The following is a 21,956-nucleotide window of genomic DNA, read 5'->3' as shown; positions in this document are numbered from 1 at the left end:
ACGAACCAGAAGAATACCAGTGCGCAACGAGCGACTCAATACGTGTGACCCGGTCTATCCCCGCATCACCCCGCCCGCCGCACCAGCATCGGCTGACTCCGCACCGTCCACACCGAGGTCAGCTGATGCAGTGACTGCGCCTGTGACGTGAGTTCGAGCGCCGCAGCCGCCGACTCCTCAGATGCTGCCGCCGTGGTCTGCACGCCCTGATTCAAGTCATCGAGCGCGGACGCGAGGCGCACCAGCCCCTCCTCTTCCCGCTTCGACACGCCCGCGAGTTCCGTTGTCACTTCGGTCACATCATTGGCGTCCTGCCGAATGCGCACAAAGGCGGCGGTCACCTCGAGGTTCACCGCCACGCCGCGTTTCGCGTGGGTGACCCCTTCGTCAATCAGCGCCGCGGTACTATGCGCGGCATCCGCCGCCCGAAGGGCGAGCGCTCGCACCTCGTCGGCAACCACGGCAAACCCGCGTCCTGAATCACCGGCGCGCGCCGCTTCGACCGCGGCATTCAACGCCAACAGATTCGTCTGAAAGGCAATCTCGTCAATCGTCTTGACGATGCGCGCCGTTTGCTCCGACGAGGCGCGAATCCCTTCCATCACCGCGCGAAGCTCGTCCATCTTCGCCACGCCGTCGCTCACGTTGGCGCGAGCCGCCGCCGCGAGATCCTGCGCGCGACCACCGAGCGCCGTCGCGTCTTTGGCGGTGCGGCGAATCTCCGAGAGCCCGTGGTCAATGGTTTGCAACGAGGCCGCCTGCTTCGTGGCCGCGATCGCCAGCGAGTTGCTCCCATTTTGAATTTCGGAACTCGCGGCCGCCACTTCCTGCGCGGCCGCGTTCACTTGCTGCATCGCGGTGCCGAGCAGATCGCTCGTCTGATTCACCGCATCCTTCAGCAACGCAAAGTCGCCCGAGGCGGGATTCGTGATCTGGTGCGTCAGATCGCGAGCGGCAAGGCGTGTCATCACCTTGCACACATCGTCGATGGGGCGCGCCACGGCGTCCAAGGTTTGATTGAGTCCCGTCACAATGGCGCGGTAGCAGCCGGCCGATGTGGACGCGTCGCCGCGCACGGTGAGTTTGCCCGCATTCGCGGCCGCAATCAGCCGCTCAACTTCGGTGGTCAGCCGACGAAGCGCTTCCGCCGACTGCGCGTACGCCGAGGCGGTGCTTCCGACTTCAGCCACAATGAGATTCATATCGTGCGCCAACTCCGACAACTCGTCGCCGCCCACCACGTGTACCGGCCGCTCGCGCGCTTCGACGGTCACGCTCAGATCGCCAGCCGCCAGTGCGTGCATGCCCAACCCGAGCGAGGTGATGGTGCCCGCCCGCAGCTCCGCTACGCGTTCCGCCGCTGTGCGCACGCCCTGCGAGATGCGCACCGCCAGCAGCCGGCCCAGCAGCCCAGCGACGACAATCACGAACAACGATCCAATCGCCGTAAGAATCAACGCCCGCTTCGCCTGACGCGACCACTCCTGGGCACGCTGCGCGGATTCGGCCGCCACCGCGCTTTCTCTCGCGCGGAGCAGGTCAATGCGCGCGGTGGCCACCGCAAACCACGCGGGGCCATCTCCACTGAGCGCCGCACTGTCGCCGGCACTGAGCACACGCTCACGCTGCGCGCCCACCTGTTCACTTTCGGGCCCACCAATCACGGTGCGAAGCGCGGCGCGCTCCTCCTCCCCCAACATCGCCATGGCGCGCGCTTCAAAGAGCGTCGCTTCCGCGAGATTGGTCACCAAGCGGCGCCGAAGCGGTGCGGTCATGCGACCAGCGACGAGCGCGCCATTGATCATGGCGCGTTCGCGACCGGCGCGCTCTTTGAACTCACTCAAGGCCAGCAGCGCCTGCAAACTCTGCGCGGTCGCCGCATCGGCACCGAGCAACGCGGTGGCGCCGTCGAGTGCGAGCACCGACTGAATCAGCCGCGTGTACGCCGCGGTGGCGGTGGGTCCATCAATAGAACGCAGGTCGACGGCACCACGGAGCGTACCGAGCGAGTCGAGTGCGGCGGTGGCGGAATGCCAGGCCGGCACCACCCGTGCGGCAGACGAAGCGCGCATCGCTTGCTCGCCGCTGGCGCCAAACAGGGCGCGGCGCGCATCGGACGTCCCGCGCTGCTTCTGGACGGCCGTGCTTGCACTCGTGGCGCTCGCGAGAAATCCGCTGGTGAGCCCGCGCTCCTTCTGGAGTTCATGCACAAGATCGGCACCCGCGCTCGCCAACGAGATGCCCGCATCCACCGCATGGCCGTTTTGCATCTCGCCGTAGCGGGCCAGGGCGAGTGTGCCCGCACAGAATATGAGTGCGAGTGTCGGAATCGCTTGCACCAGCAGCAGCTTCGGCCCAATGCGCATCTGAGCAAGCACGGATACTCCCACCGTTGGGATTATGGAAATCAGCAAAGGCCGCACGTTGTGGCCGATAAAGTGGTATGTCGGATGCACCTTTAGAAAACTTGAGGAGTGTCCGCGCGAAGAAGCGCCGCTCCACCGGTTACGGCACCCATCAAAGTGCACCACAAACGTCCGACACTCCGGAAGACACCCGTGTGGTCGCCAACCCAGGAGCGTTCGTGAATACGTACAGATTGGTCTCGCTCGTCGCGCTGTCCGCTAGCATCCTTCGCGCACAAGGCAGTGGGACGGCCGCCAGCGCGAGCGCCGATCCATCCTTCCGCGTCAGCCGCTACGAAGAGCTCTGGCCCGCGGCCGCACGCACCGCGCCGAACTTGCGCGCGCTCAAACACATCGCGTTGCTACCAGACGGCGCCGCGTGGCTGACCATCGCGGGCGCGTCACGGTATCGCGGAATACAGTATCGCAACTTTCAGCTCACCGACCGCGCGTCCATGCAGGACGACTACTCGGAGCTTCGCACGCTCCTGAGCGCAGATCTGCGCGTCGGCCCATCGGGCGGAACCTACGCCCGCCTCTTTGCCGAAGGGCGCGATGCCCAAGGGTTTGATCGCACCCTGCCGGGCGGCGTGCGCACCAACGAAGCCGATCGTGCCGACTGGCAAAACCTCCTCGCCGAAGTTGGGCGCGGCAATTCCTTTGTTCGCTACGGCCGTCAGGAACTGGCCGTCGGTCGCGAACGACTCATTGGTGTTGCCGACTGGGCCAACTCGCGCCGTTCCTTTGAAGGCTGGCGCGCGACAACCGCGAGCGACGTTCGACTCGATCTCTTCGATGGCCGCGTCGTCGCCATCCGCTCGGACGCGCCCGATCGCCCAGACTCCACCACACATCTCCGCCTCGTCTCACTCTCCACAGTGCGCGATCGTCCAGCCTCCTATTCGGCGCGCCCTGCGCTCTGGCAGGCATACCTAATCCAACTGCAAACGCGCAACAACCTCGACGACCGCACCACCGTTGGCGCACGGGCGCTCTGGCGCGCACCGTACGGCAAAGCGCTGCTGAGCCTCGAAGCCGAAGGCGCCTCGCAGCGGGGCCACATCGCGACTCGCTCGGTGGACGCCTGGTTTGGCGTACTCGAAGCGACCACCGCATGGCGCACCGTGCGCTGGGCGCCGAGCCTGCTGGTCGGCGTGGACATCGGCAGCGGCACTGGATCCGACACGTTGCATCACGCGGACAACTTTCAGCCGCCGTATGCCACGGCGCACGGCTTTACCGGCATTGCCGACGTCTTTGGGCGCGGCAATCTCCTCGAGCGCCGCGTGGGTGTTGGCTTTGAGCCAATCGCCACCGTGCAGGTGCAAACCACGCTCCGGCGCTTCTCGCGCGTGCGGCTCGAGGACGGTGTCTACACCAAGACCAACACGCTCTTGCGCGCGGCTGGTGGCTCCACCGCACTCGCGGTCGCGGACGAAGGCGATCTCACCGTCGTGTGGCCGGCCAGCAAGTATCTCACCGTGCAGGGCGGCGTGGCATTCGTGCTTCCCAGCGCATTTCTGCGGCAAACGGGAGTCTCGGCTCAAGAACGGTTCGCGTTTATCAGCACCGCGTTCACCTTCTAGCCGCGCCCAGCGTTCACTCAGTCGTTCAGGCGACTGAGTGAACGCTCAAAGCGTGCCACTTCAATCGGCGCGCGCGTATGCATCCCCGCCCCCACCACACGATCGCCGTCGCGCACTTCCACTTCGAACGTCACCAGTTTGTCCGACACCTCGGTGACCTTCGCGTAGCCGGTCACCGAACGCCCCACCGGAGTGGCCGCCAGGTGACGCACCTGCACATCCACCCCCACCGACACCCAACCGGTCGGCAAGCCTGCCTGAATGGCCTCGCCGGCGGCAATCTCCATAAGCAAAATCATATACACGGTGCTGTAGACGGCCGGCATTTGCGGCACATGATGCCGCACCGTCAACTCCGGCGTCACCACCACCGTGGCGCGGCCGTCCATGCCAACGAGATGATCCCAGTTGGTACGCATCGTTAATCCACGTCCTTGCCACCGTCCGGTAAAAACAGCGGCCGAGCCAATCCGCCGGTGTCATCGTAAAACTTGACAGACGACGGCGTGTACGATTTGGCCAGCAAGATGATCTGCCCCGTGTGCCCCGAGAAATGCTCGACCACATGGTAGATCGCCGCGAAGATCGTCGTCTCCCGCCCCTGAATCGCCCGCGATTCGCCGAGCGATTGCGCATCGAGCCGCGACAACACCGCTCCCACCTCAGCGCACGCCGCATCGAGCGTCGCCAGCAACGCCGCGTGGTCGCCACCCTCCACCGCCGCAAACTCGGCGTCGCGCTGGCGCACATCAGCGGCACCACCCACACCGCTCACAATCCACTGGCGCACATTGCCACTCAAGTGCAGGACGAGGTTCCCGGCACTGTTGGACGTGGCATTGGCACGTTCCCAGAGCCTGTCGGCGGGAATCGTCAGTAACGCTGCACGGATCTTGGCGGGGTACTCCACGCACAAGTAATGGCGCGAGCGGTCGAGAAATCGGCTGGCAAGGTCAAATGTCATGCGTCAAAAGATGGGCGATTTGCCACGGACTGACCAGTCATCCGGTAGCCACCGATTGACAATCACCCTTCCGTGCAGGAAACTGCGGGTGCCCCCTCATCTTCATCGCGACTTGCCTGGGCTCCGCCATGACCGCCATTGCCACCATCGAAGACCTTCGCCGCCTCGCCGAACAGCGTGTTCCGCGCATGTTCTACGACTATTGCGATGCCGGGAGTTGGACCGAGAGCACCTTTCGCGCCAACATCACCGATTTTCAGGACATCAAGCTCCGCCAACGCGTGGCGGTCAACTTGGAGCACCGCAGCACCGTCACCACGATGGTTGGCACGCGCGTCGCGATGCCGGTGGCCATTGCTCCCACGGGGCTCACCGGCATGCAGCACGCCGACGGCGAGATCTTGGCCGCAAAAGCCGCAGAAGCCTTCGGCGTTCCATTTACGCTCAGTACGATGAGCATCTGCTCCATCGAAGACGTCGCGGCCAATACCACCGCGCCCTTCTGGTTTCAGCTATACGTCATGCGCGACCGCGACTTTATTGAGCGCCTCATCAACCGCGCCAAAGCCGCACGCTGCAGCGCGCTGATGCTCACGATGGATCTGCAGATCCTCGGCCAGCGCCACAAAGACGCGCGCAACGGCCTCTCGGTGCCGCCGCATCTCGGACTGCGCAACGTGCTCAACATGATGTCCAAGCCCCGCTGGTGCATGGGGATGCTCGGCACAAAGCGGCGTCAGTTCGGCAACATCATCGGCCACGTCAAAGGCATAGACAACATGACGTCGCTCGCCACCTGGTCGGCGCAGCAACTCGACCCCACGCTCAACTGGGCCGACGTCGAGTGGGTGAAGAAACTCTGGGGAGGCAAGCTCATCCTCAAGGGCATTCAGGACGTTGAAGACGCCCGACGCGCCGCAGACTCCGGCGCCGACGCGCTTATTGTGAGCAACCACGGCGGTCGCCAGCTCGACGGCGCAGAATCGAGCATTCGCGCGGTGCCGGCCATTGTCGACGCCGTGGGCTCGTCCATTGAAGTGCATATGGACGGCGGCATCCGCTCGGGGCAAGACGTGCTCAAGGCCCTCGCCCTCGGAGCGCGCGGTACGTATATCGGGCGCGCCTTCAACTTTGGACTGGGCGCCATGGGTCAAGCGGGCGTCACCAAGGCGCTCGAGATCATCCATCAGGAGCTCGACCTCACCATGGCGTTCTGCGGTCGTACGCAGATCGCGCAGGTGGATCAGAGCATCCTGCTTCCTCCGAGAGGCTCAGCGGCCCCTAGCGCCCGCTGAGCGCCTTGGCGATGGCCGCCTCGACCAACGGCGCCATCATCGCGTAGCCCGCCGCATTCGGGTGTACGCCGTCTGTGGATGTGGTCAGCGGTAGCCCGCCCCGCGCGTCGGCCATCGCGCTATGGTAATCGAGATAGGTCTCGCCCATATCGGCCGCATACCGCTGCATCCACGCGTTGAGCGCCATAATCTTGGGCGCCGGCTCGAGACCGGGTTTCCAGGGATAGTCAAACACCGGCAACACCGACGACAGCACCACGCGAATCTGATGCTGCTTCGCGATCTCCAACATCGCGGCCAGGTTATTCTCGATCATCTCAATCGTGGACGGCCCCGTATTGCCGGCAATGTCGTTTGTCCCAGCGAGAATCACCACAACCGCAGGGTGCAGCGCCACCACATCTTGGTGAAAGCGCACGAGGAGCTGTGGCGTCGTCTGTCCACTGATGCCGCGCCCGATGTACGGCTTGCCTGGGAACTGTGCGGCAAAGGACGGCGCCCACGCTTCAGTGATTGAGTTGCCGTAGAAGACCACGCGCGGGGCGCCAGGCGCAGGCGCGCCGAGCGCGGCATTCTCCGTGGCATAGCGCCTGAGCCCAGCCCAGTCATTGCGCGTTCGTTCGGCGGCCGCCGAGTCACGCGCCTGTTGAGCGCGCGTTCGCGCGGGCGCTGCCGCTGGAGCCGGGGCACTGGCCGGGGCCGTTGCACACCCTGCCACCGCACCGAGCAGGAGAACAGCACAGGCAAACACAACGACGGAACGGCGCATGTGCCGATGGCAGAGGGAGAGAGGCATCCTCTACGATGGCCACACCGCCGTTCCGTTCGCAAGCGCACTGCCCAACACGCGATGGCTATCCCTCGGCCGCCGCACTCGTGATCGCGGCCACATCAGCCACATCGGCGGACGAGAGCACACGGTCAATATCGAGCAGCAGGTTGACGCGCCCCGCATGCTTGGCAACGCCAATCAGAAAGGTGGTATCCACATCCGCGCCGAACTCGGGCACTTCTTCGACGTCCGTGCCGGCGATGTTCACCACTTCGGACACGCGGTCTACCACGAGGCCCGTGGACACGCCACGCACCTGCACGACGATGATGCACGACTCGGTCGTCGCATCGATGTCTTCCATCCCAAATTTGCGACGCAGGTTGATAATCGGAATCACTTTGCCACGAAGGTTGGCAATACCGCAGATAAACGCCGGCGTGCCTGGAACCGTGGTGATGGCCATCGAGCCAATAATTTCCTGCACCTTGAGAATCTCAATGCCGTATTCCTCGGCATCCAACTTGAAGGTCAGGAACTTGCCAGCGCAGCGCGCGGCGGCCGGCGTGGGAAGCGTTGCTGTAGCAGACACTGGAGAAACCCGGTAAGAGAAGTCAGGGGTGACGGGGACTGGCGGATCGTGCCAATCCCCGTCACGCTTGAAGGCAGTTAGAACTCGTCCAACGGAAGCACGTCAGCGGGGTTTACCGCGGAGGCGAATGCAGCGGACACTCGGTTTGGGGTGTGTCCATTGCCGTTGCCATTGCCGTTGCTCTTGGCGTAGCTCGGCGCGGCACGCCGTGTGGGTGAGGCGCTACGCGCCGCCGCAGGCGAGCGAATCGCGGAACGCTGCACCTTCGCCGAAGACGCCAGCGTGAACTCGCCCACCAACCCCTGCAACTGCGCGGCCTGTGCGCTCATCTCTTCCGATGCGGCCGCCGATTCCTCGGAGTTCGCTGCGGCTTCCTGCGTGATCTGACTGATATCGTTCACCGCGCGACTGATGTGATCCACCCCATCGGTCTGCTGCGCACTCGCGGCACTGACTTCTTCCATCATCTCGCCGAGTTTGTTCACCTGGCGGTCAATGTCGGCCAGCGCGGCGAGCACTTCCGCGTTCAGCCCTACGCCTGTCGCCGTATTTTGCACGGCCTCTTCAATAAGCGCCGACGTGCTCTTGGCCGCCTCTGCGGAGCGCATGGCCAAGCTGCGCACTTCCTCAGCGACCACCGCAAAGCCCTTCCCCGCGTCGCCGGCACGCGCCGCTTCCACGGCCGCGTTGAGGGCAAGCAGATTGGTTTGGAACGCGATCTCGTCGATTGTCTTGACGATCTTCGCCGTGGCGTCCGAGCTCCCCTTGATGCGTTGCATGGCTTCACTCAGGCGCTGCATGCTTTCCACACCCTTGTGCGCGCTGGCGCGCCCGCCGTCGGCAATCACCTTTGCTTCGCGGGCACTCGCCGCATTCGCCTTGCTCATTGAACTCACTTCCGCGAGGCTCGAGCTCACTTCTTCGAGCGCGCTCGCCTGTCGTGAGGTGCCCTGTGCCAACGCCTGACTCCCCGTGGCCACCTGCGACGACGCCGCCGCCACCTGCTCCGCACCCGACGCCACTTCGGTCATCGTGCGATCGAGGTTGCTCACCGCTTCATTCACCGCTGCCTTCAGCTCGGCGAGATCGTTTTTATAGTCGCCTTCCATCAGCGCCGTCAGATCGCGCGCGGCGACGGCCGACAGCACCGCAGACGTGTCGCGCAATGGGCGGGCCAGCGTGTCGAGCATAGAGTTGGCGCCTTCGAGCAGCTCACGGTACACACCCTCGTGCTTCCGGGCGTCGCCGCGCACATCGAGCTTGCCGTCGTTGGCGTGACGAATCAGTTCGTTCATCTCCGTAATCACCGCGGTCAGCTTGGTGGTCGCCGCAGAGAACGACACCGCCAGATGCTGCGCATCTTCGATGATCGCGTTCACCGTGGTGGCGAGCTGCCCCATCTCGTCCTTGGAGTTCACGGGGAGCGGCAACACTTTTTCATCGACCCTCGCGGAGAGGTCACCGCGAGCAAGTCCGTCGCCCACGCGTGCCAGCCCGGCAATGAGGCGCGTCCGCATGTCCTCGCTCCGCACCGCTACGCGCTCAATGCCGCCTGCAATCAACTTGGAGATGTACATGCCGAGGAGAATCGAGACGATGAGCGCGACGAGCAACGCTCCGCCCATCAGCATCTCGGAACGCGAGGCGGCCTTTTCGCCGTCGGCGGAGAACCCCTTGCCAAGGGCCAACTTGCCTTCGCGCAGTTTGTCGGTAACGACCTCAAGGTCCTTGGCCGTCTTGAATCCTTGGCCGCGCATTTCCGCAATCGCTTCCGCTTTCTTGCCAGCGTCGGCGAGCGCCAGAATTTCTTTCTGCGACACGGTATTCGCCTCGGTAGCTTTTTCGTACTCTGCGTAAATCTCCTTCATCCCGGCGGTCAGAATCGTCGCCTTGAACACGGCGGAGAGACTATCCACCTGATGCTCGATCGCCGTGAAGCGGTCGTGATATGTCTTTGACTGCTCCGCTGTTGTCGCGATAATGATGTCGCGCACATTGATGCGAAGGCGTTGCTGCAGCTGCGAGATTTCCGCGAGGTCGGCCAGCGGCACGGTCACGCGGGAGTCCACCAAATCATCCGCTGCGCTCACCGATTTGATGCCCGAGATGCCCAGGCCACCCACGACGAGCGCCATCACCACGCTCAACCCGAACCCGATCAACAGTTTTTTCGAAATCTTGAGATCCAAGAACCACTGCATGGCAACATCCTCCAACCAACGTAAAGGGCGGCCGTCGCGTGATGCGACGTCGGACACGGAATGTTTTGGGTATCGGCGGTCCACTCCGGCGCTTCACGTTCACTGAAATTGTGTCTGATTATCGGACACTTTTTGCGCTTCGCGCTCGCACGCGCATCTGCGCCGCCCAAACCCTTGTTGGTGCCTGCCCTTCGCCCTACTATATGAAGGAAGCCCCCATACTTGATGACTTCCCACAGCACCGCCGAGCAGGAACTCAACGAACTTCGCGACCGCGAATTTCGTTGGCGTTTTGCTATCGAGGGCTCCGGCGACGGGCTCTGGGATGCCAACCTCGACACCGGCAAGATCTTCTTTAGCGCGGGCTGGAAAAGCATGCTCGGCTACGCTGAGCATGAGGTTGGGGGCGAGCGCGACGAGTGGCTCAGCCGCATACACCCGGACGACCTCGAGCGCGCCCTCGCCGCAGTGCGCGCCGTTCAGGACCCGGGCATGTCGCTATTCACCACCGAGTGCCGGATGCGCTGCAAGAACGGTGAGTGGCTCTGGGTGTTGAGCCGTGGTGTGGTGGCCTCACGAGCCGCGTCGGGCGCGCCGCTCCGTCTGATTGGCACCAACCACGATATTTCTGACCGCAAAACGGTGGAAGAAGCCCTCCGGGCGAGCGAAGAGGCGTATCGCCTCATCGCCGACCGGACATCCGACGGCATCATTGTGTTCGATGCGGAACAGCGCATCACCTACGCGTCCCCTGCCTACCTCCGTCAGCTCGGCTACACGCTGGATGAGCAACTCGCCCGCTCGGCGGCGGACGTCCGCGAAAGCGTGCACTCAGAGGATCACGGCGTCTTCGCGAGCATCTTCGCCGCCATCGCGCGCAAAGAGAACGAACTCCGCTACTCGTACCGGGTACGCACCAAGCTGGGGAGCTACATCTGGCGTGAGGACGAGGCGCGTTTCCAATACGACGCAGCGGGTCAGTACACGGGTGCGTACGTGGTTTGCCGCGATATTACCGAGCGCGTACAAGCCGAGGCAACGAGGCGCCTCGAGAGCGCCGCCCTTGAGGCAGCAGCGAATGCCATCCTCATCACCGACCGCGACGGGATCACCCTGCGCGTCAACGACGCGTTTACCGTGTTAACCGGCTACACCGCCGAAGAAGCGGTTGGACGAACGCCCGGTAGCCTCCTGCGCTCCGGCGCACAAAGCCAAGAGTTCTATCGCCAGATGTGGGACACTATCCTCTCCGGATCCACCTGGACAGGCGAGTTGCTGAACCAGCGCAAGAACGGCACGCAGTACAATGTCGAGTGCACGATTACGCCGCTCCGCGGCTCAGACGGCACGGTCACGCACTTCATAGCGATCAAACAGGACATCACGGCGCGGCGTTTGCTGGAGGAACAGCTCCGACAGTCGCTCAAAATGGAATCGGTGGGCCGGCTCGCCGGCGGCGTCGCACACGATTTCAATAACATGCTCGGCGTGATTTTCGGACACACCGAACTGGCGTTGGCGCAACTCGACCCGTCGCAGCAGCTGCACGGCGATCTCCTCGAGATTCACAAGGCCGCCAAACGGTCCGCCGACCTCACGCGGCATCTGCTCGCCTTCGCACGGAAACAGACCGTTCTTCCTCAGGTGATCGATGTCAACGAGATCATCACCAACGGCCTGCGCTTGCTCCAGCGCCTGATCGGCGAAGACATTCAGCTCACGTGGAAACCCCAGTTTGGGCTGGGGCAAGTGTTCATGGATCCATCGCAGCTCGATCAAATATTGGCCAACTTGTGCGTCAACGCGCGCGACGCCATTGCGGACGTCGGATCGCTGACCATCACCACCGCGAACGTCGACCTGGACGCGGCCTTCTGTGCGGCGCATGCGCTCTCCGCGCCGGGTCCGTTCGTGCGCCTCTCCGTGAGCGATAGCGGCTGTGGGATGAGCGCCGACGTGATGGCCCGTATTTTTGAACCATTCTTCACCACCAAGGCCGTCGGTGAAGGCACCGGGCTTGGATTAGCGACTGTCTACGGGGCCGTTGCGCAGAACGGCGGCTGCATCACGGTCTCCAGCACAGCTGGCGTCGGGAGCCGATTCGACATCTTCCTCCCCCGTTCACTCAAGGAAAGACCAGGAACCGTGGTGCCCGGACTCGGCGCCCCCGCGCGCCAAGGCAAAGAAACCATTCTCGTTGTCGAAGACGAACCCGCCGTGCTCAAACTCGTGGCCCGCGCGCTCGAAGGATTAGGCTATAGTGTGCTCCGCGCCGCCGGTCCCGCCGAGGCGCTCCGGTTGGCACGAGAGCATAGCGGGGATATTCACCTGATCTTGACCGATGTGATTATGCCCAAACTCAACGGCCTCGAACTCGCCACGACGCTCGCACCACTCTTTCCGAATGCGCAGTGCCTCTTCATGAGTGGCTATTCGGCCGATGTGCTCGCCAGTCACGGCGTACGACAGGCGCCAGCGAACATCATCCGCAAGCCGTTTTCTATTGAGGCCCTCGCCGGCAGAATCCGCGCGCTCCTCGACGGCACCGAGCAACCCGAGCTCTTTAGCTAGTCCAGGCCGTACTCTGCCAACTTCTTGTAAAGCGTCGAGCGCGTAATCCCAAGCAGTTTGGCCGCGGTGGTCCGACGTCCCCGACTCGCGGCGAGCACGCGCGCAATGTGCAGGCGCTCCATCGCCTCGAGCGAATAGTCGGGCGAATCGGTGGACACACCAACGTCTTCCAATCCCTCGCGAGCCAGCACGCCGCGCAGATGCATCGGCTCCAGCACCTCGCAGTCGAGTGCCGCCACACAGGCCTCCTCGAGCACATGATGCAACTGGCGGACATTCCCCGGCCAGTCAGCCTGACGGAGGAGCTCCAGCGCCGCCTCATCCAGACGCAGCGGCCCACGGCCAAGGGCAAAGCGCTGCGCCTGCATCATGCGAGCCGCAAGGCGAGCAAAGTCATCTTCGCTCCGACTCCGTAACGCGGGAATCGCAATCGTCAGGACTGACATGCGTTGAAACAGATCCGCGCGCAGGGTCCCGGACTCCACATCTCCGGAGAGATCGCGACTGGTCGAGCACACTAATCGCATGTCGCGCGGCATCCCCTCTGCCCCGCCCGTGCGGCCCGCGAACACATCGTGCAGCAACGACTGACACGCGGCGGTCATGACCGTCACGCCGTCAAAAAACAACGTGCCACCCGCCGCCTGCTCCAACAGCGAACGCCCACCCGCTTTGGCCGTGCTCCCGACGAGCACGGCCTCAAGACCCCGCTCGTCGAGCCGCCCGCACGGCACGCGCACAAACGGGCGCCCCGCCCGCGTCGAAAGCTGATGCAACATCTCGGCGACCACCTGCTTCCCCGTCCCCGCTTCACCAACGATGAGCACCGGCGGCGTGCTCTGCGCGTGGTGCTCCACCAGTCGCACCACGCGTCGCATCGCGGGCGAGTCGTCAAAGAACCCGTAGGGATCGCTGATCTGCGTATTCGCAGCACGGTGCGTCCGGAGCGATCGCGATCGCTGCACCGCGCGAATTGCCGCCGCGTGCAGCACCGAAAACTCCGGCGGTTTGGTTTGCACATCCTCAGCTCCGGCACGGAGCGCGCGTACCGTGGTGCGGACATCCACCGCCCCACTCAGGATGATGACGCTCGCCGCGGTGTCCTGCCGCCGGATACCAGCCAGCACCTGCAGCCCATCCAACCCTGGCATGGCGAGGTCGACAATCACGACGTCAGGGGCGATGGTCTCGTATTCGAGGAGCGTGTCGGCGCCGTCGGTCTTCACCCACACGGCAAACCCCTGCGCCTCAAACTGCCGAGCGAGGGCGCGGCCAAAACTCTCCTCGTCGTCGACAATCAGCAGGCGGCCGGCGTCAGCTGTCACTGCGCACTCCGAGAGCGTGGGGGGAAGCGGTGACCGCGGTGGGATCGTGCCTCGGTAGCATCCGCTTGATACCGAATTCTACGCGAGCGCAACGCCCGCCGCTGTCCCAACTGAGAAGGCAAAGCTTCCCGCCGCCGCTACGCGAGGCAGACACAGGGGCACGGCGCTCCCCCTCTCAATTGATAACCCTTCTCGAAGTTATGCCAGCGCTGGCAATCCCGTGCCATCGTTGCCCGACAACGTTTATCCAGCAAACTCAGCGAACCAACCGTACCTTTAGTGCAAGGATACCATCCCCCCGGAGGTACCGCACGATGACGCGCTTGACGGCTTACGTCGACGCCCTCGGCAGCAGCGAGGACTGGATTCTCGCGCGCCTGATGCAATACTCCACCGCCGCCGAGTACACGCGCTACACGAGCACGCGCGAGGAAGACTGGCGGATGACTGTCAACGGGCCGCGGCACTCGCTGATTGCCTACTGCCAGGCACACGATCTGCCAGAATCGTTGCACGTCGATGAGAGGTTTTCAGAGAACCCCTCCGCCTCCTTTGGCGTGCACGAAGCAAAAGCCCACCGCGCACGTGGCGTTGGCTTTGCCATGTTCCTTGGGCTCTCCAAACTCGTGCGCCAATGCTTCACCGATCTCGCCTACGACACGCCGATGCCCGACGACGACCGTCGGCGCGCGCTCGAAATTGTTTATCGGTTCTTTGATAAGTTCGAACTCGGATTCTCCTCGGAGTGGCTCAGCCACACGGAGTCTGAACTCCTCGGTGAGTTGCAGGAGGAGAACCGGCTCCTCACCAACGCCAAGAACAAATACCAACTGGCGTTTGAGTCGATGCCCGATCCGGCGTTTGTCACCGATCGCGACATGCGGATCATCGAGGCAAACCATGCCCTCGAAGAGCTGGTGGGAGTCGACGCAGGTGCTGCGGTCGGGCGACGGTGCCACGAACTCTTGGAGTGCACCGACTCCGCCAACTGTCCGCTCGAGGCGTGCCTCAAAGACGGCACATCGCTGGTCGGCCAGGAGGAGGTCGTCCGTCCACGCGGACGCCAGTTCGACGTGCAGGTGCGCGGCGGGCGCATCATAGACATCAGCGGCAAGTACGCCGGCGCGATGGCCATCTTTCAGGACGTTACCGATCGCAAGCGCCGCCAAGAGCAACTGGAGCGGCGCGTCGAGGAGCGCACGCGCGACCTTTCCGAGGCGCACGCCGCACTCGCGCGCGAAGTCGAAGTGCGCAAACTGGCGGATGCCGAAGCGCAGCGCGCCAACGCCCTCCTGGCCACGGTGATCGAGGGCACCACCGATATCGTCTTCGTCAAGGACCGCGAGGGCCGATATCTGGTCATGAACGGCGCCGGCTCTCGGGCGTTGGGTCGCCCGGTGGAGGAGATTCTCGGCCGAAGCGACGCCGAGTTGGTTCCCGCGGAAGATGCCCAAGCGATGCTGACAAGCGACCGTGAGATATTGGAATCCGGAGACGTGGCCACGATTGAGGAGTCTCTCACGCTCAAAACGGGCGAACGGCGGACCTTCCTGACCACCAAGGGCCCCCTCCGCGACCAAACGGGACGGGTACGCGGCCTCTTTGGCATTGCCCGCGATGTCACCGATTACAAAAAACTCGAGGCAAGCTTCCATCAATCGCAGCGGATGGAAGCCATTGGCACGATGGCCGGCGGCATCGCGCACGACTTCAACAATTTGATGGTGCCCATCCTCGGCAATGCCGACGTGCTGCTACTCAAGCACGCGCGCAACGACGAGACGCATGAAATGCTGGAGGAGATTGCCGCCGCCGCGCGCCGCGCCGGTGAGCTCGCCCACCAAATGGTGGCGTTCGCGCGTGGCGGCAAGGTGAATCCCACCAACCTCGACCTCAACGCCGTGGTGCGCGACGTGCTGCGCGTGCAGCAGCGCACAGCCCCCAAGCGAGTGCAACTGGAAGCGACGCTCTCGAAAACGCCCGTCACCATCCGCGCGGACGCCACGCAACTCAGCATGGTCGTCATGAACCTCCTCATCAACGCGGTTGAGGCGGTAGACGACGTCGGCATCGTGCGCATTGCGACAGAGTGGTGCTCCGACACTGCGATGCCGAATGGCGCCTGTGTGCGACTGATCGTCCAAGACAACGGATGCGGTATGACGCCCGAAACGTTGGCGCATGTCTTTGAGCCCTTCTTCACGACAAAATTCTTAGGCCGCGGGCTCGGAATGGCCGCCACGTACGGGATCGTGAAAAACCACGGCGGGCAGATAGACGTCACGAGCGTCCCCGGCGAGGGGTCGCGCTTTGTGATCACCTTTCCCGCGTCCGACGCGCAGGGTGTTGCCGACGCGGTGCGGCGCCGAGCGAACGTCGAAACGGTGCTGCTTGTAGACGACGAACCATGGGTCCTCAGCACGGGCACCCGTATGCTCGAGTCACTCGGCTATCACGTGATCACCGCGCGCGACGGCCGCGAGGCGATCGACATTGCCACGCACCACCCCGACAACATCACCACCGTCGTGCTCGATCTCGGCATGCCCGTAATGGGCGGCGCCGAAGCGTTCCCCATACTCCGCTCATTGCGCGAGGGGCGCCTCAGGATTCTGCTCTGTAGCGGATACGAGATTTCGGAGACGGCGCGAGATTTGCTGGCCGACGGGGCAACCGGGTTCTTGCGGAAGCCGTTTGAGTTGCGGGATTTGACGGCCGTGATGCGGGCGGGGGCGGCGAGATAGGTACAGAGTGGCTCCGCGAGAAGTCACCGCGACGCAAGATTCTGGTCGCGCGCACGGCAAGACGATCCATAACGCTTTTCCGGACTGCCGTTTCAGGAGACCAGATCGATGAAGCTGAGCTACGACAGCACCACCGACTCCCTGTATGTGTTGTTCATCGACCGTCCCGGCGCGGACGTCGTTGAGGTGGCACCCGGTGTGGTCGCTGACGTGGACGCCGCCGGCGAAATCGTGGGACTCGACATCGATCACGCCAGCCGATTCGTGGATCCGGAAATGCTGCACCGGCGAACCATTCCCATCGACCTGCGCTCGGCATAGTCGACCCCGGGCCAGCCGGACGGACGTGCGAGCCGCCGCCTAAGCACGGCCACGCTCAACGGCAGCATCGGGTGGCGCGTCTCTACTAGTGCCTCTTGAGAGAACACCGCATCTTGGGGCACCCACCGTCCGATCAACAGCCACTCTGCTGCGTAATGCCAGCGGACGGCTCCGCAACACCATTCGCCCCCGCCCCACCACGAGGCCCGCCGATGTTCTCGCTCACCCTGCGCGACTTTGAAGAAACGCGCGCCCGCATTGCTCCGCACATCAAGCACACGCCGCTGCTCACCTCGCGGCAGCTGAGCGAGGCAACCGGCTTCGACGCACGCCTCAAAGCCGAGCTCTTCCAGCGGGTAGGCTCGTACAAGATTCGCGGCCCCCTCAACAAGTTTGCGCTCATGCCTGAGGAGCAGAAACGACGCGGAGTCGTCTGCTCATCTGCCGGCAATCATGCGCAGGGCGTGGCACTCGCCGCGCGCATTCACGGCATTCGTGCCGTGGTCTGCATGGCCGCCAACGCCACGCCATCGAAAATCGCCGCCACGCGCGACTATGGCGCCGAAGTGGTGCTCCACGGCACCATCTGGGACGAAGCGAACGAGAAGGCCAAGGAGCTCGTGCGTGACGAAGGGCTCACCTACGTGCACCCGTTTGACGACGAACAACTCATTGCCGGTCAAGGCACCGTGGGGCTCGAGATTGTGCAGGACTGGGCGGAGGTGGACGCCGTGGTGGTGCCCATTGGCGGCGGCGGACTGATTTCGGGCGTGTCGATGGCCGTGAAGAGCTTCAACCCCGCCATTCGCGTCATTGGTGTGGAATCGTCAGACGGACCGGCCATGCAGGCCTCGCTCAAGGCCGGGGCGGTCACGACGATCGAGTGCAATACCGTGATCGACGGCCTGCGCGTGCGCCGCGTGGGCGACCTGAACTTCTCCGTGGCGCAGCGCTTTGTGGATGAGATTGTCACACTCCCGGACGCCGAGATCTTTGAGTCCATGATCTGGGTGATGGAGCGTTGCAAACTCGTCGTGGAAGGTGCGGCCGCTGCGCCTGTCGCGGCGTTGATGCGAGGGCTGGTGAAGTTGCCGAAGGGAGCGAAGGTGGTGGCCGTGTTGTCGGGCGGGAATTTAAATTTGGATCAACTTCGCGGATTGCGGTGGAACTAAGAGCACACCGGTTAGTGCTGCTGACGAAGACAATCGCGTTCGCGCACGCAAAGCCGAAATAGTGACCCAGCACAACCGCCTGCGGTGACCACCGCGCTACTTGCCGCGCGTGGCGTGCAACGCGCACTATACAACAGCCCAGACCACCACAGCGGAGGTGGGGGCACTTATCCGTCATTATCTCCGGAAAACTCCGGACGATTCATTTCAATATTACAGGAATCTCCATGTCGCTTTTTACTCCATCCTTTCCAACTGGGCTTCCCATTGGAGATGTTTGGCAGGCTACGAAAACCACCGCGCCGGTCATTTTTCCATTCGACGGATCGCGCATCTGTGATGGTCCCGTCGGCGATAAAGACGATGCCAATGCAGCGCTCGATCATGCGTTAGCCATTCGCCTGAAAGTCGGAGCACTCTCGAGTTATGCGCGGAAGGAGTTGCTGGCGCGCACCTGTGCGGCGCTCACCGCGCACCGTGCGGAATTTGAGAACCTGATCGTCTTGGAAACCGGTAAACCGCATCGAGATTGCGTGGTAGAAGTCGCTCGCACGATTCTGACGCTCGAGACAGCAGCGGGTGAAGTGTCACGACTGCACGGGGAAACGGTCCCGCTGGATCTCCTGCCAAGCGGTGAAGGCATGGTCGGGTTTTGGGTCAGAAAACCCATCGGCGTCATCATTGGTATCACGGGATTCAACTATCCACTGCTGTTGGCCTCTCACAAGATTGCTCCGGCAATCGCGGCCGGCTGCCCTGTCATCATTAAGCCCGCGCCACAAACACCGCTCGCGACGTTGTGGATGATTCACATGATGCGCGAAATCGCAGCGACGCTGGACATTCCTCAAGGAATTGTCCAACTCGTCACCGGCGATGCGGTCGTTGGCGCCACACTGGTCTCCGATCCTCGCGTCGGCGCCGTGTCCTTTACCGGCTCGGCCGGTGTCGGTCATGCAATTTCTAAATTGGCCGCGCCGCGTAAAACGCTCCTGGAGCTGGGGTCAAACTCGGCGCTCATCGTGGACGCGAGTGCCGACATTGAAGCCGCCGCCGGCGCCGCCGTGCGCGGCAGCGTTTACGCCTCCGGCCAAGCCTGCATCTCGGTGCAACGCGTCATCGTCCTCGAAAGCGTGGCCGATGCCTTCATTGCATCACTCAAGAAACATCTGGCCGCTGTGGTGGTTGGCGATCCACGCAATGCCGCCACGCATATTTCGGCGCTCATCAATGAAGCAAGTACAGCGCGCGTCGCCGACTGGATTGCACAAGCGGTCACCGCCGGCGCGGTGATTGCCCACGGCGGCACGCTCAGCGGCGGGGCTTTTGAGCCCACGGTCATTATCGAACCGCCCTCGGGAGCCCTCGTGTGGAGCGAGGAAATCTTTGGACCGGTCATGTGCGTACGCAGAGTCAAAGACATTGACGCGGCCTTCGCCCTGGTCAACGATTCTCGGTATGGCCTCCACGCGAGCATCTTTACGGCCTCGCTGGCCAATACCTTTGCCGCATTGAACACGCTGGAAGTAGGCGGCGTGGTCGTGAACGAAGTCCCAGGGTTCCGTTCCGATTCCATGCCCTACGGTGGCGTGAAAGATTCTGGCATTGGCCGCGAAGGTCCGCGTTTTGCCGCCGAGGAATTCACCGTGTCGCGCATGGCGATTATTCGTCCGACGATCAAATAGTCCAGATCAACGCTATCGGCGCGGATAGGCCTTGGTCTGCCCCGTACGGCCGTTCGTCACCGAAAACGACCCGTCTGCCTGCGCGGTGACCTTAATCCACGCGCTGGTGGACTCGTCGAGATTGGCAATGCGCTCCTCGGGGAGATTGATCACGTCCCGATTGAGCGAGTGGTGCAGCTGCCAACCGTCAACCTCTGGCATCTTCGCAATTGTGGCAAACGTTGGCGCCTGAGCGCCCTTGCGAGGCCCGTTATCGAACACGGCGACCCGCGGCTTCACAGCGGCGAAGAACGCTGGATCAGCGCCGTCAGCGCCGCCGTGGTGCGCAATCAGGTACACATCGGCCTCGCCAATCAGATTGCGCGGACAAGTCAGCGCATACTGTGGCGGGCCGCTGAGGTCCCCGATGTCTAAGAACCGAAATTTTCCATACTGCAGCCGGATTCCCGTGGAGCGCGGGTTTTCCGTCTTCTCCTGCGCGGGCACGCCTCCACTTACACACGCTGGGTTTTCCGCTCCTGCGCCGTCGAGCGGCGCCGCGAGCACCTCGCCGACCGATGACACCACGACGACGTCGAGCCCCTTAATCGCGAGATGGTCGCCGGGCTTGGGCTCGGTGTGTGTACCAGTGGCGCGCAACGCGAGATACGCGTCGTACAGCGCCTGCGTCCCCGGCACTACCACCTCGGCCTCCGCACTGGGCGCCGAGTGATCGATGAAGTGCCGAATGGGCAGCAACTGCGCGAGCTCAAACACGCCGCCAAAATGATCGGCATGATAGTGCGTGAGCATCAGGTGATCGATCTGCGTGAGGCCAGCGTCACGCGCGGCGGCCAAAATCCTTTGTGCGTCGCGCGCCGCCTCGGGGGCACCAGGCTTCGACTGAAAGGTGCCACTGCCCCCTGGAAAACCGGCGTCAATGAGAAACGCTTCGCCAGCTGGTGTCTTAATCAGCGTCGCCTGGCCGCCCTCGACATCTACAAAGTAGATGACGAGGGGGCGAGGCGCACTCTGAGCCGAAAGCGTCGCGCCCGTCAGCAGGATGGTGGCCAGAATCCCACGAGTAAGACGGATCACGATGTATTCCTTTAATAAGTAGAGTTACGGCACCAGCTACTTGCCGGAGCCGACACGCTTGACGCACGCGCTCGGGTACTGCTGGCAGTAGCCAACGCGACTATTGCCCAGCTGCTTCGATTCGACCACGGCGTGAATCACCGCCCGTCCCAACGCATCGGCGGCCGCATTGAAAATGGCGCCGAGTTCCTGGTTGGTGAGGTTGTGGCTCGGTGGCGTCGTGGCCATCCCGAACACCGTGTCGCCATCGCCAATGCCGTGAATCGGCACAATCGCGCGAGCCAGTCCATCGTTCGCAATCACCGCCATCCGCTCTGCCTCAAGATCTTCGAGCGGAGCATCGGTCACCACGATCGCGATGGTCGTATTGAACGGCGCATCCACGGAACCGTCCCGTGGCGCACCGCGGCCCCCAGACGTGGCCGTGCATTCAGCCGCCGTCGGCTGCACGAGATTGAACTCGTTGGCCTGCTCGAGGTACAACCCGTAGGGCAAGCAGGTGCGCGGGTCCACCGGCGAGCCAGCCGGATTAAGTGCAACCAACGCGGCCACGGTGTAGCCGTTGGACAACTTGATGCTGGCCGTGCCCATGCCCCACCCGGCGCCGGTGCCGGCACCAAAGCGTCCGCTCACCACCGCATCCCGTGAAGCGAGCTCGGTTGCCTTATAACCAAAATCGGCATCAGGGCGCTTTTTAAAGTCGCCACCGCGTCCGAGATCCATCAGGATCGCCGCTGGTACGATGGGCACTACGCCAGCTCCCACGGGCACTCCAAAGCCGTGCTCTTCCATCCATTTCATCACGCCAGTCGCAGCGTCCAAACCGAACGCGCTCCCGCCGCTCAGCATGATGGCTTGCACAGCACGAACTTGTCCGCCCGGCTTGAGGAGATCGGTTTCCTTGGTGCCAGGCGCGCCGCCCATCTGACTGTAGCCGGCCGTGGCACCTTTCTCGGTGCGGATGACCGTCGTGCCCGACCGGTACCCGTCGCCAAACTTGGAGTACTGCCCAACGAGAAGACCCGGCACATCGGTAATCGAGTTGGTCGGCCCAGGGCCAACCTGTGTGATGCGTGCGGGCGCCTGTCCAGCCGGACGCGCAGCGGCCGGCGGCTGCGTCTGCTGCGCGTGCAAGGCGGCCGTGAAGGCCACGACTGGAACAAGCATCACCATCGCCCGCAGACCACCACACCGCCCCGTCACGGGGCGGGTGGTGGCCTTCTGCGTCAAAGACGTCATGAAGAGG

16 protein-coding genes are annotated in these 21,956 nt (G+C 63.4%); 7 read left to right on the top strand and 9 right to left on the bottom strand.

All coding sequences use genetic code 11. The features are described from left to right. Positions 1-65 precede the first annotated feature (65 nt). Positions 66-2,378: a nitrate- and nitrite sensing domain-containing protein gene (locus NTZ43_08465; GenBank protein MCX5767237.1), complete on the bottom strand. Its 2,313-nt coding sequence runs from the start codon at positions 2,376-2,378 to the stop codon at positions 66-68. A 206-nt stretch (positions 2,379-2,584) separates the two neighbouring features. Here NTZ43_08465 and NTZ43_08460 point away from each other — a divergent pair, with 206 nt between their 5' ends. Further along, entirely contained in the window at positions 2,585-3,991 is a 1,407-nt protein-coding gene (locus tag NTZ43_08460) for an alginate export family protein (GenBank protein ID MCX5767236.1), read from the top strand. A 17-nt stretch (positions 3,992-4,008) separates the two neighbouring features. Here NTZ43_08460 and NTZ43_08455 read toward each other — a convergent pair whose 3' ends face one another. Both NTZ43_08455 and NTZ43_08450 read right to left on the bottom strand, forming a co-directional pair. Next, positions 4,009-4,410, bottom strand: a complete 402-nt coding sequence (locus tag NTZ43_08455) for a thioesterase (protein ID MCX5767235.1) — start codon at positions 4,408-4,410, stop codon at positions 4,009-4,011. A gap of 2 nt (positions 4,411-4,412) precedes the next feature. Continuing rightward, positions 4,413-4,955 carry a DUF1572 family protein gene (locus NTZ43_08450; GenBank protein MCX5767234.1) on the bottom strand — a complete coding sequence of 181 codons (543 nt, stop codon included), beginning with the start codon at positions 4,953-4,955 and terminating at the stop codon, positions 4,413-4,415. A gap of 128 nt (positions 4,956-5,083) precedes the next feature. Here NTZ43_08450 and NTZ43_08445 point away from each other — a divergent pair, with 128 nt between their 5' ends. Beyond that, positions 5,084-6,250: an alpha-hydroxy acid oxidase gene (locus NTZ43_08445; protein ID MCX5767233.1), complete on the top strand. Its 1,167-nt coding sequence runs from the start codon at positions 5,084-5,086 to the stop codon at positions 6,248-6,250. On the opposite strand, the gene NTZ43_08440 is transcribed toward NTZ43_08445, so the two are convergent. The 3 genes from NTZ43_08440 to NTZ43_08430 form a co-directional block, all read right to left on the bottom strand. After that, positions 6,237-7,019: an SGNH/GDSL hydrolase family protein gene (locus tag NTZ43_08440; GenBank protein ID MCX5767232.1), complete on the bottom strand. Its 783-nt coding sequence runs from the start codon at positions 7,017-7,019 to the stop codon at positions 6,237-6,239. The genes NTZ43_08445 and NTZ43_08440 overlap by 14 nt on opposite strands. Positions 7,020-7,104: 85 nt before the next feature. Then, on the bottom strand, positions 7,105-7,614 hold the full coding sequence (locus NTZ43_08435) for a chemotaxis protein CheW (GenBank protein ID MCX5767231.1): 510 nt from the start codon (positions 7,612-7,614) through the stop codon (positions 7,105-7,107). A 77-nt stretch (positions 7,615-7,691) separates the two neighbouring features. Beyond that, complete coding sequence (locus tag NTZ43_08430; protein MCX5767230.1) at positions 7,692-9,815, bottom strand: methyl-accepting chemotaxis protein; 2,124 nt, start codon at positions 9,813-9,815, stop codon at positions 7,692-7,694. A gap of 225 nt (positions 9,816-10,040) precedes the next feature. Here NTZ43_08430 and NTZ43_08425 point away from each other — a divergent pair, with 225 nt between their 5' ends. Beyond that, the gene (locus NTZ43_08425) at positions 10,041-12,386 is read left to right on the top strand and encodes a PAS domain S-box protein (protein MCX5767229.1); all 2,346 of its coding nucleotides are present in this window, start codon (positions 10,041-10,043) and stop codon (positions 12,384-12,386) included. On the opposite strand, the gene NTZ43_08420 is transcribed toward NTZ43_08425, so the two are convergent. Then, positions 12,383-13,711, bottom strand: a complete 1,329-nt coding sequence (locus NTZ43_08420; protein ID MCX5767228.1) for a sigma 54-interacting transcriptional regulator — start codon at positions 13,709-13,711, stop codon at positions 12,383-12,385. The two genes, NTZ43_08425 and NTZ43_08420, sit on opposite strands and share 4 nt — an antisense overlap. Before the next feature lie 314 nt (positions 13,712-14,025). Between NTZ43_08420 and NTZ43_08415 the strand changes: the two genes are divergently transcribed. From NTZ43_08415 to NTZ43_08400, 4 genes are all read left to right on the top strand, one after another. Continuing rightward, positions 14,026-16,455 (top strand): PAS domain-containing protein, encoded by a 2,430-nt coding sequence (locus tag NTZ43_08415; GenBank protein ID MCX5767227.1) that lies wholly within the window; start codon positions 14,026-14,028, stop codon positions 16,453-16,455. A 108-nt stretch (positions 16,456-16,563) separates the two neighbouring features. Continuing rightward, the gene (locus NTZ43_08410) at positions 16,564-16,776 is read left to right on the top strand and encodes a DUF2283 domain-containing protein (protein ID MCX5767226.1); all 213 of its coding nucleotides are present in this window, start codon (positions 16,564-16,566) and stop codon (positions 16,774-16,776) included. Positions 16,777-16,988: 212 nt separating this feature from the next. Beyond that, positions 16,989-17,948, top strand: coding sequence for a threonine/serine dehydratase (locus NTZ43_08405; protein MCX5767225.1), 960 nt, complete (start codon positions 16,989-16,991; stop codon positions 17,946-17,948). Between the two features lie 227 nt (positions 17,949-18,175). Continuing rightward, entirely contained in the window at positions 18,176-19,633 is a 1,458-nt protein-coding gene (locus NTZ43_08400) for an aldehyde dehydrogenase family protein (GenBank protein ID MCX5767224.1), read from the top strand. A 12-nt stretch (positions 19,634-19,645) separates the two neighbouring features. Here NTZ43_08400 and NTZ43_08395 read toward each other — a convergent pair whose 3' ends face one another. Further along, on the bottom strand, positions 19,646-20,710 hold the full coding sequence (locus tag NTZ43_08395; GenBank protein MCX5767223.1) for an MBL fold metallo-hydrolase: 1,065 nt from the start codon (positions 20,708-20,710) through the stop codon (positions 19,646-19,648). Between the two features lie 36 nt (positions 20,711-20,746). Next, positions 20,747-21,949 (bottom strand): P1 family peptidase, encoded by a 1,203-nt coding sequence (locus tag NTZ43_08390; protein MCX5767222.1) that lies wholly within the window; start codon positions 21,947-21,949, stop codon positions 20,747-20,749. Positions 21,950-21,956: the final 7 nt, after the last annotated feature.

The organism is Gemmatimonadota bacterium (genome assembly GCA_026387915.1).
GTDB lineage: Bacteria > Gemmatimonadota > Gemmatimonadetes > Gemmatimonadales > Gemmatimonadaceae > Fen-1231.
Note: the sequence above shows the minus strand (reverse complement) of the source record. Positions and strands in the feature narration are given on the sequence as shown.

Excerpts from the sequence above, each read along its gene's own strand:
- NTZ43_08440 (MCX5767232.1), bottom strand. The coding sequence starts at position 7,019 with ATGCGCCGTTCCGTCGTTGTGTTTGCCTGTGCTGTTCTCCTGCTCGGT.
- NTZ43_08400 (MCX5767224.1), top strand. The coding sequence starts at position 18,176 with ATGTCGCTTTTTACTCCATCCTTTCCAACTGGGCTTCCCATTGGAGAT.
- NTZ43_08455 (MCX5767235.1), bottom strand. The coding sequence starts at position 4,410 with ATGCGTACCAACTGGGATCATCTCGTTGGCATGGACGGCCGCGCCACG.
- NTZ43_08415 (MCX5767227.1), top strand. The coding sequence starts at position 14,026 with ATGACGCGCTTGACGGCTTACGTCGACGCCCTCGGCAGCAGCGAGGAC.
- NTZ43_08425 (MCX5767229.1), top strand. The coding sequence starts at position 10,041 with ATGACTTCCCACAGCACCGCCGAGCAGGAACTCAACGAACTTCGCGAC.
- NTZ43_08390 (MCX5767222.1), bottom strand. The coding sequence starts at position 21,949 with ATGACGTCTTTGACGCAGAAGGCCACCACCCGCCCCGTGACGGGGCGG.
- NTZ43_08445 (MCX5767233.1), top strand. The coding sequence starts at position 5,084 with ATGACCGCCATTGCCACCATCGAAGACCTTCGCCGCCTCGCCGAACAG.
- NTZ43_08450 (MCX5767234.1), bottom strand. The coding sequence starts at position 4,955 with ATGACATTTGACCTTGCCAGCCGATTTCTCGACCGCTCGCGCCATTAC.
- NTZ43_08410 (MCX5767226.1), top strand. The coding sequence starts at position 16,564 with ATGAAGCTGAGCTACGACAGCACCACCGACTCCCTGTATGTGTTGTTC.
- NTZ43_08430 (MCX5767230.1), bottom strand. The coding sequence starts at position 9,815 with ATGCAGTGGTTCTTGGATCTCAAGATTTCGAAAAAACTGTTGATCGGG.
- NTZ43_08405 (MCX5767225.1), top strand. The coding sequence starts at position 16,989 with ATGTTCTCGCTCACCCTGCGCGACTTTGAAGAAACGCGCGCCCGCATT.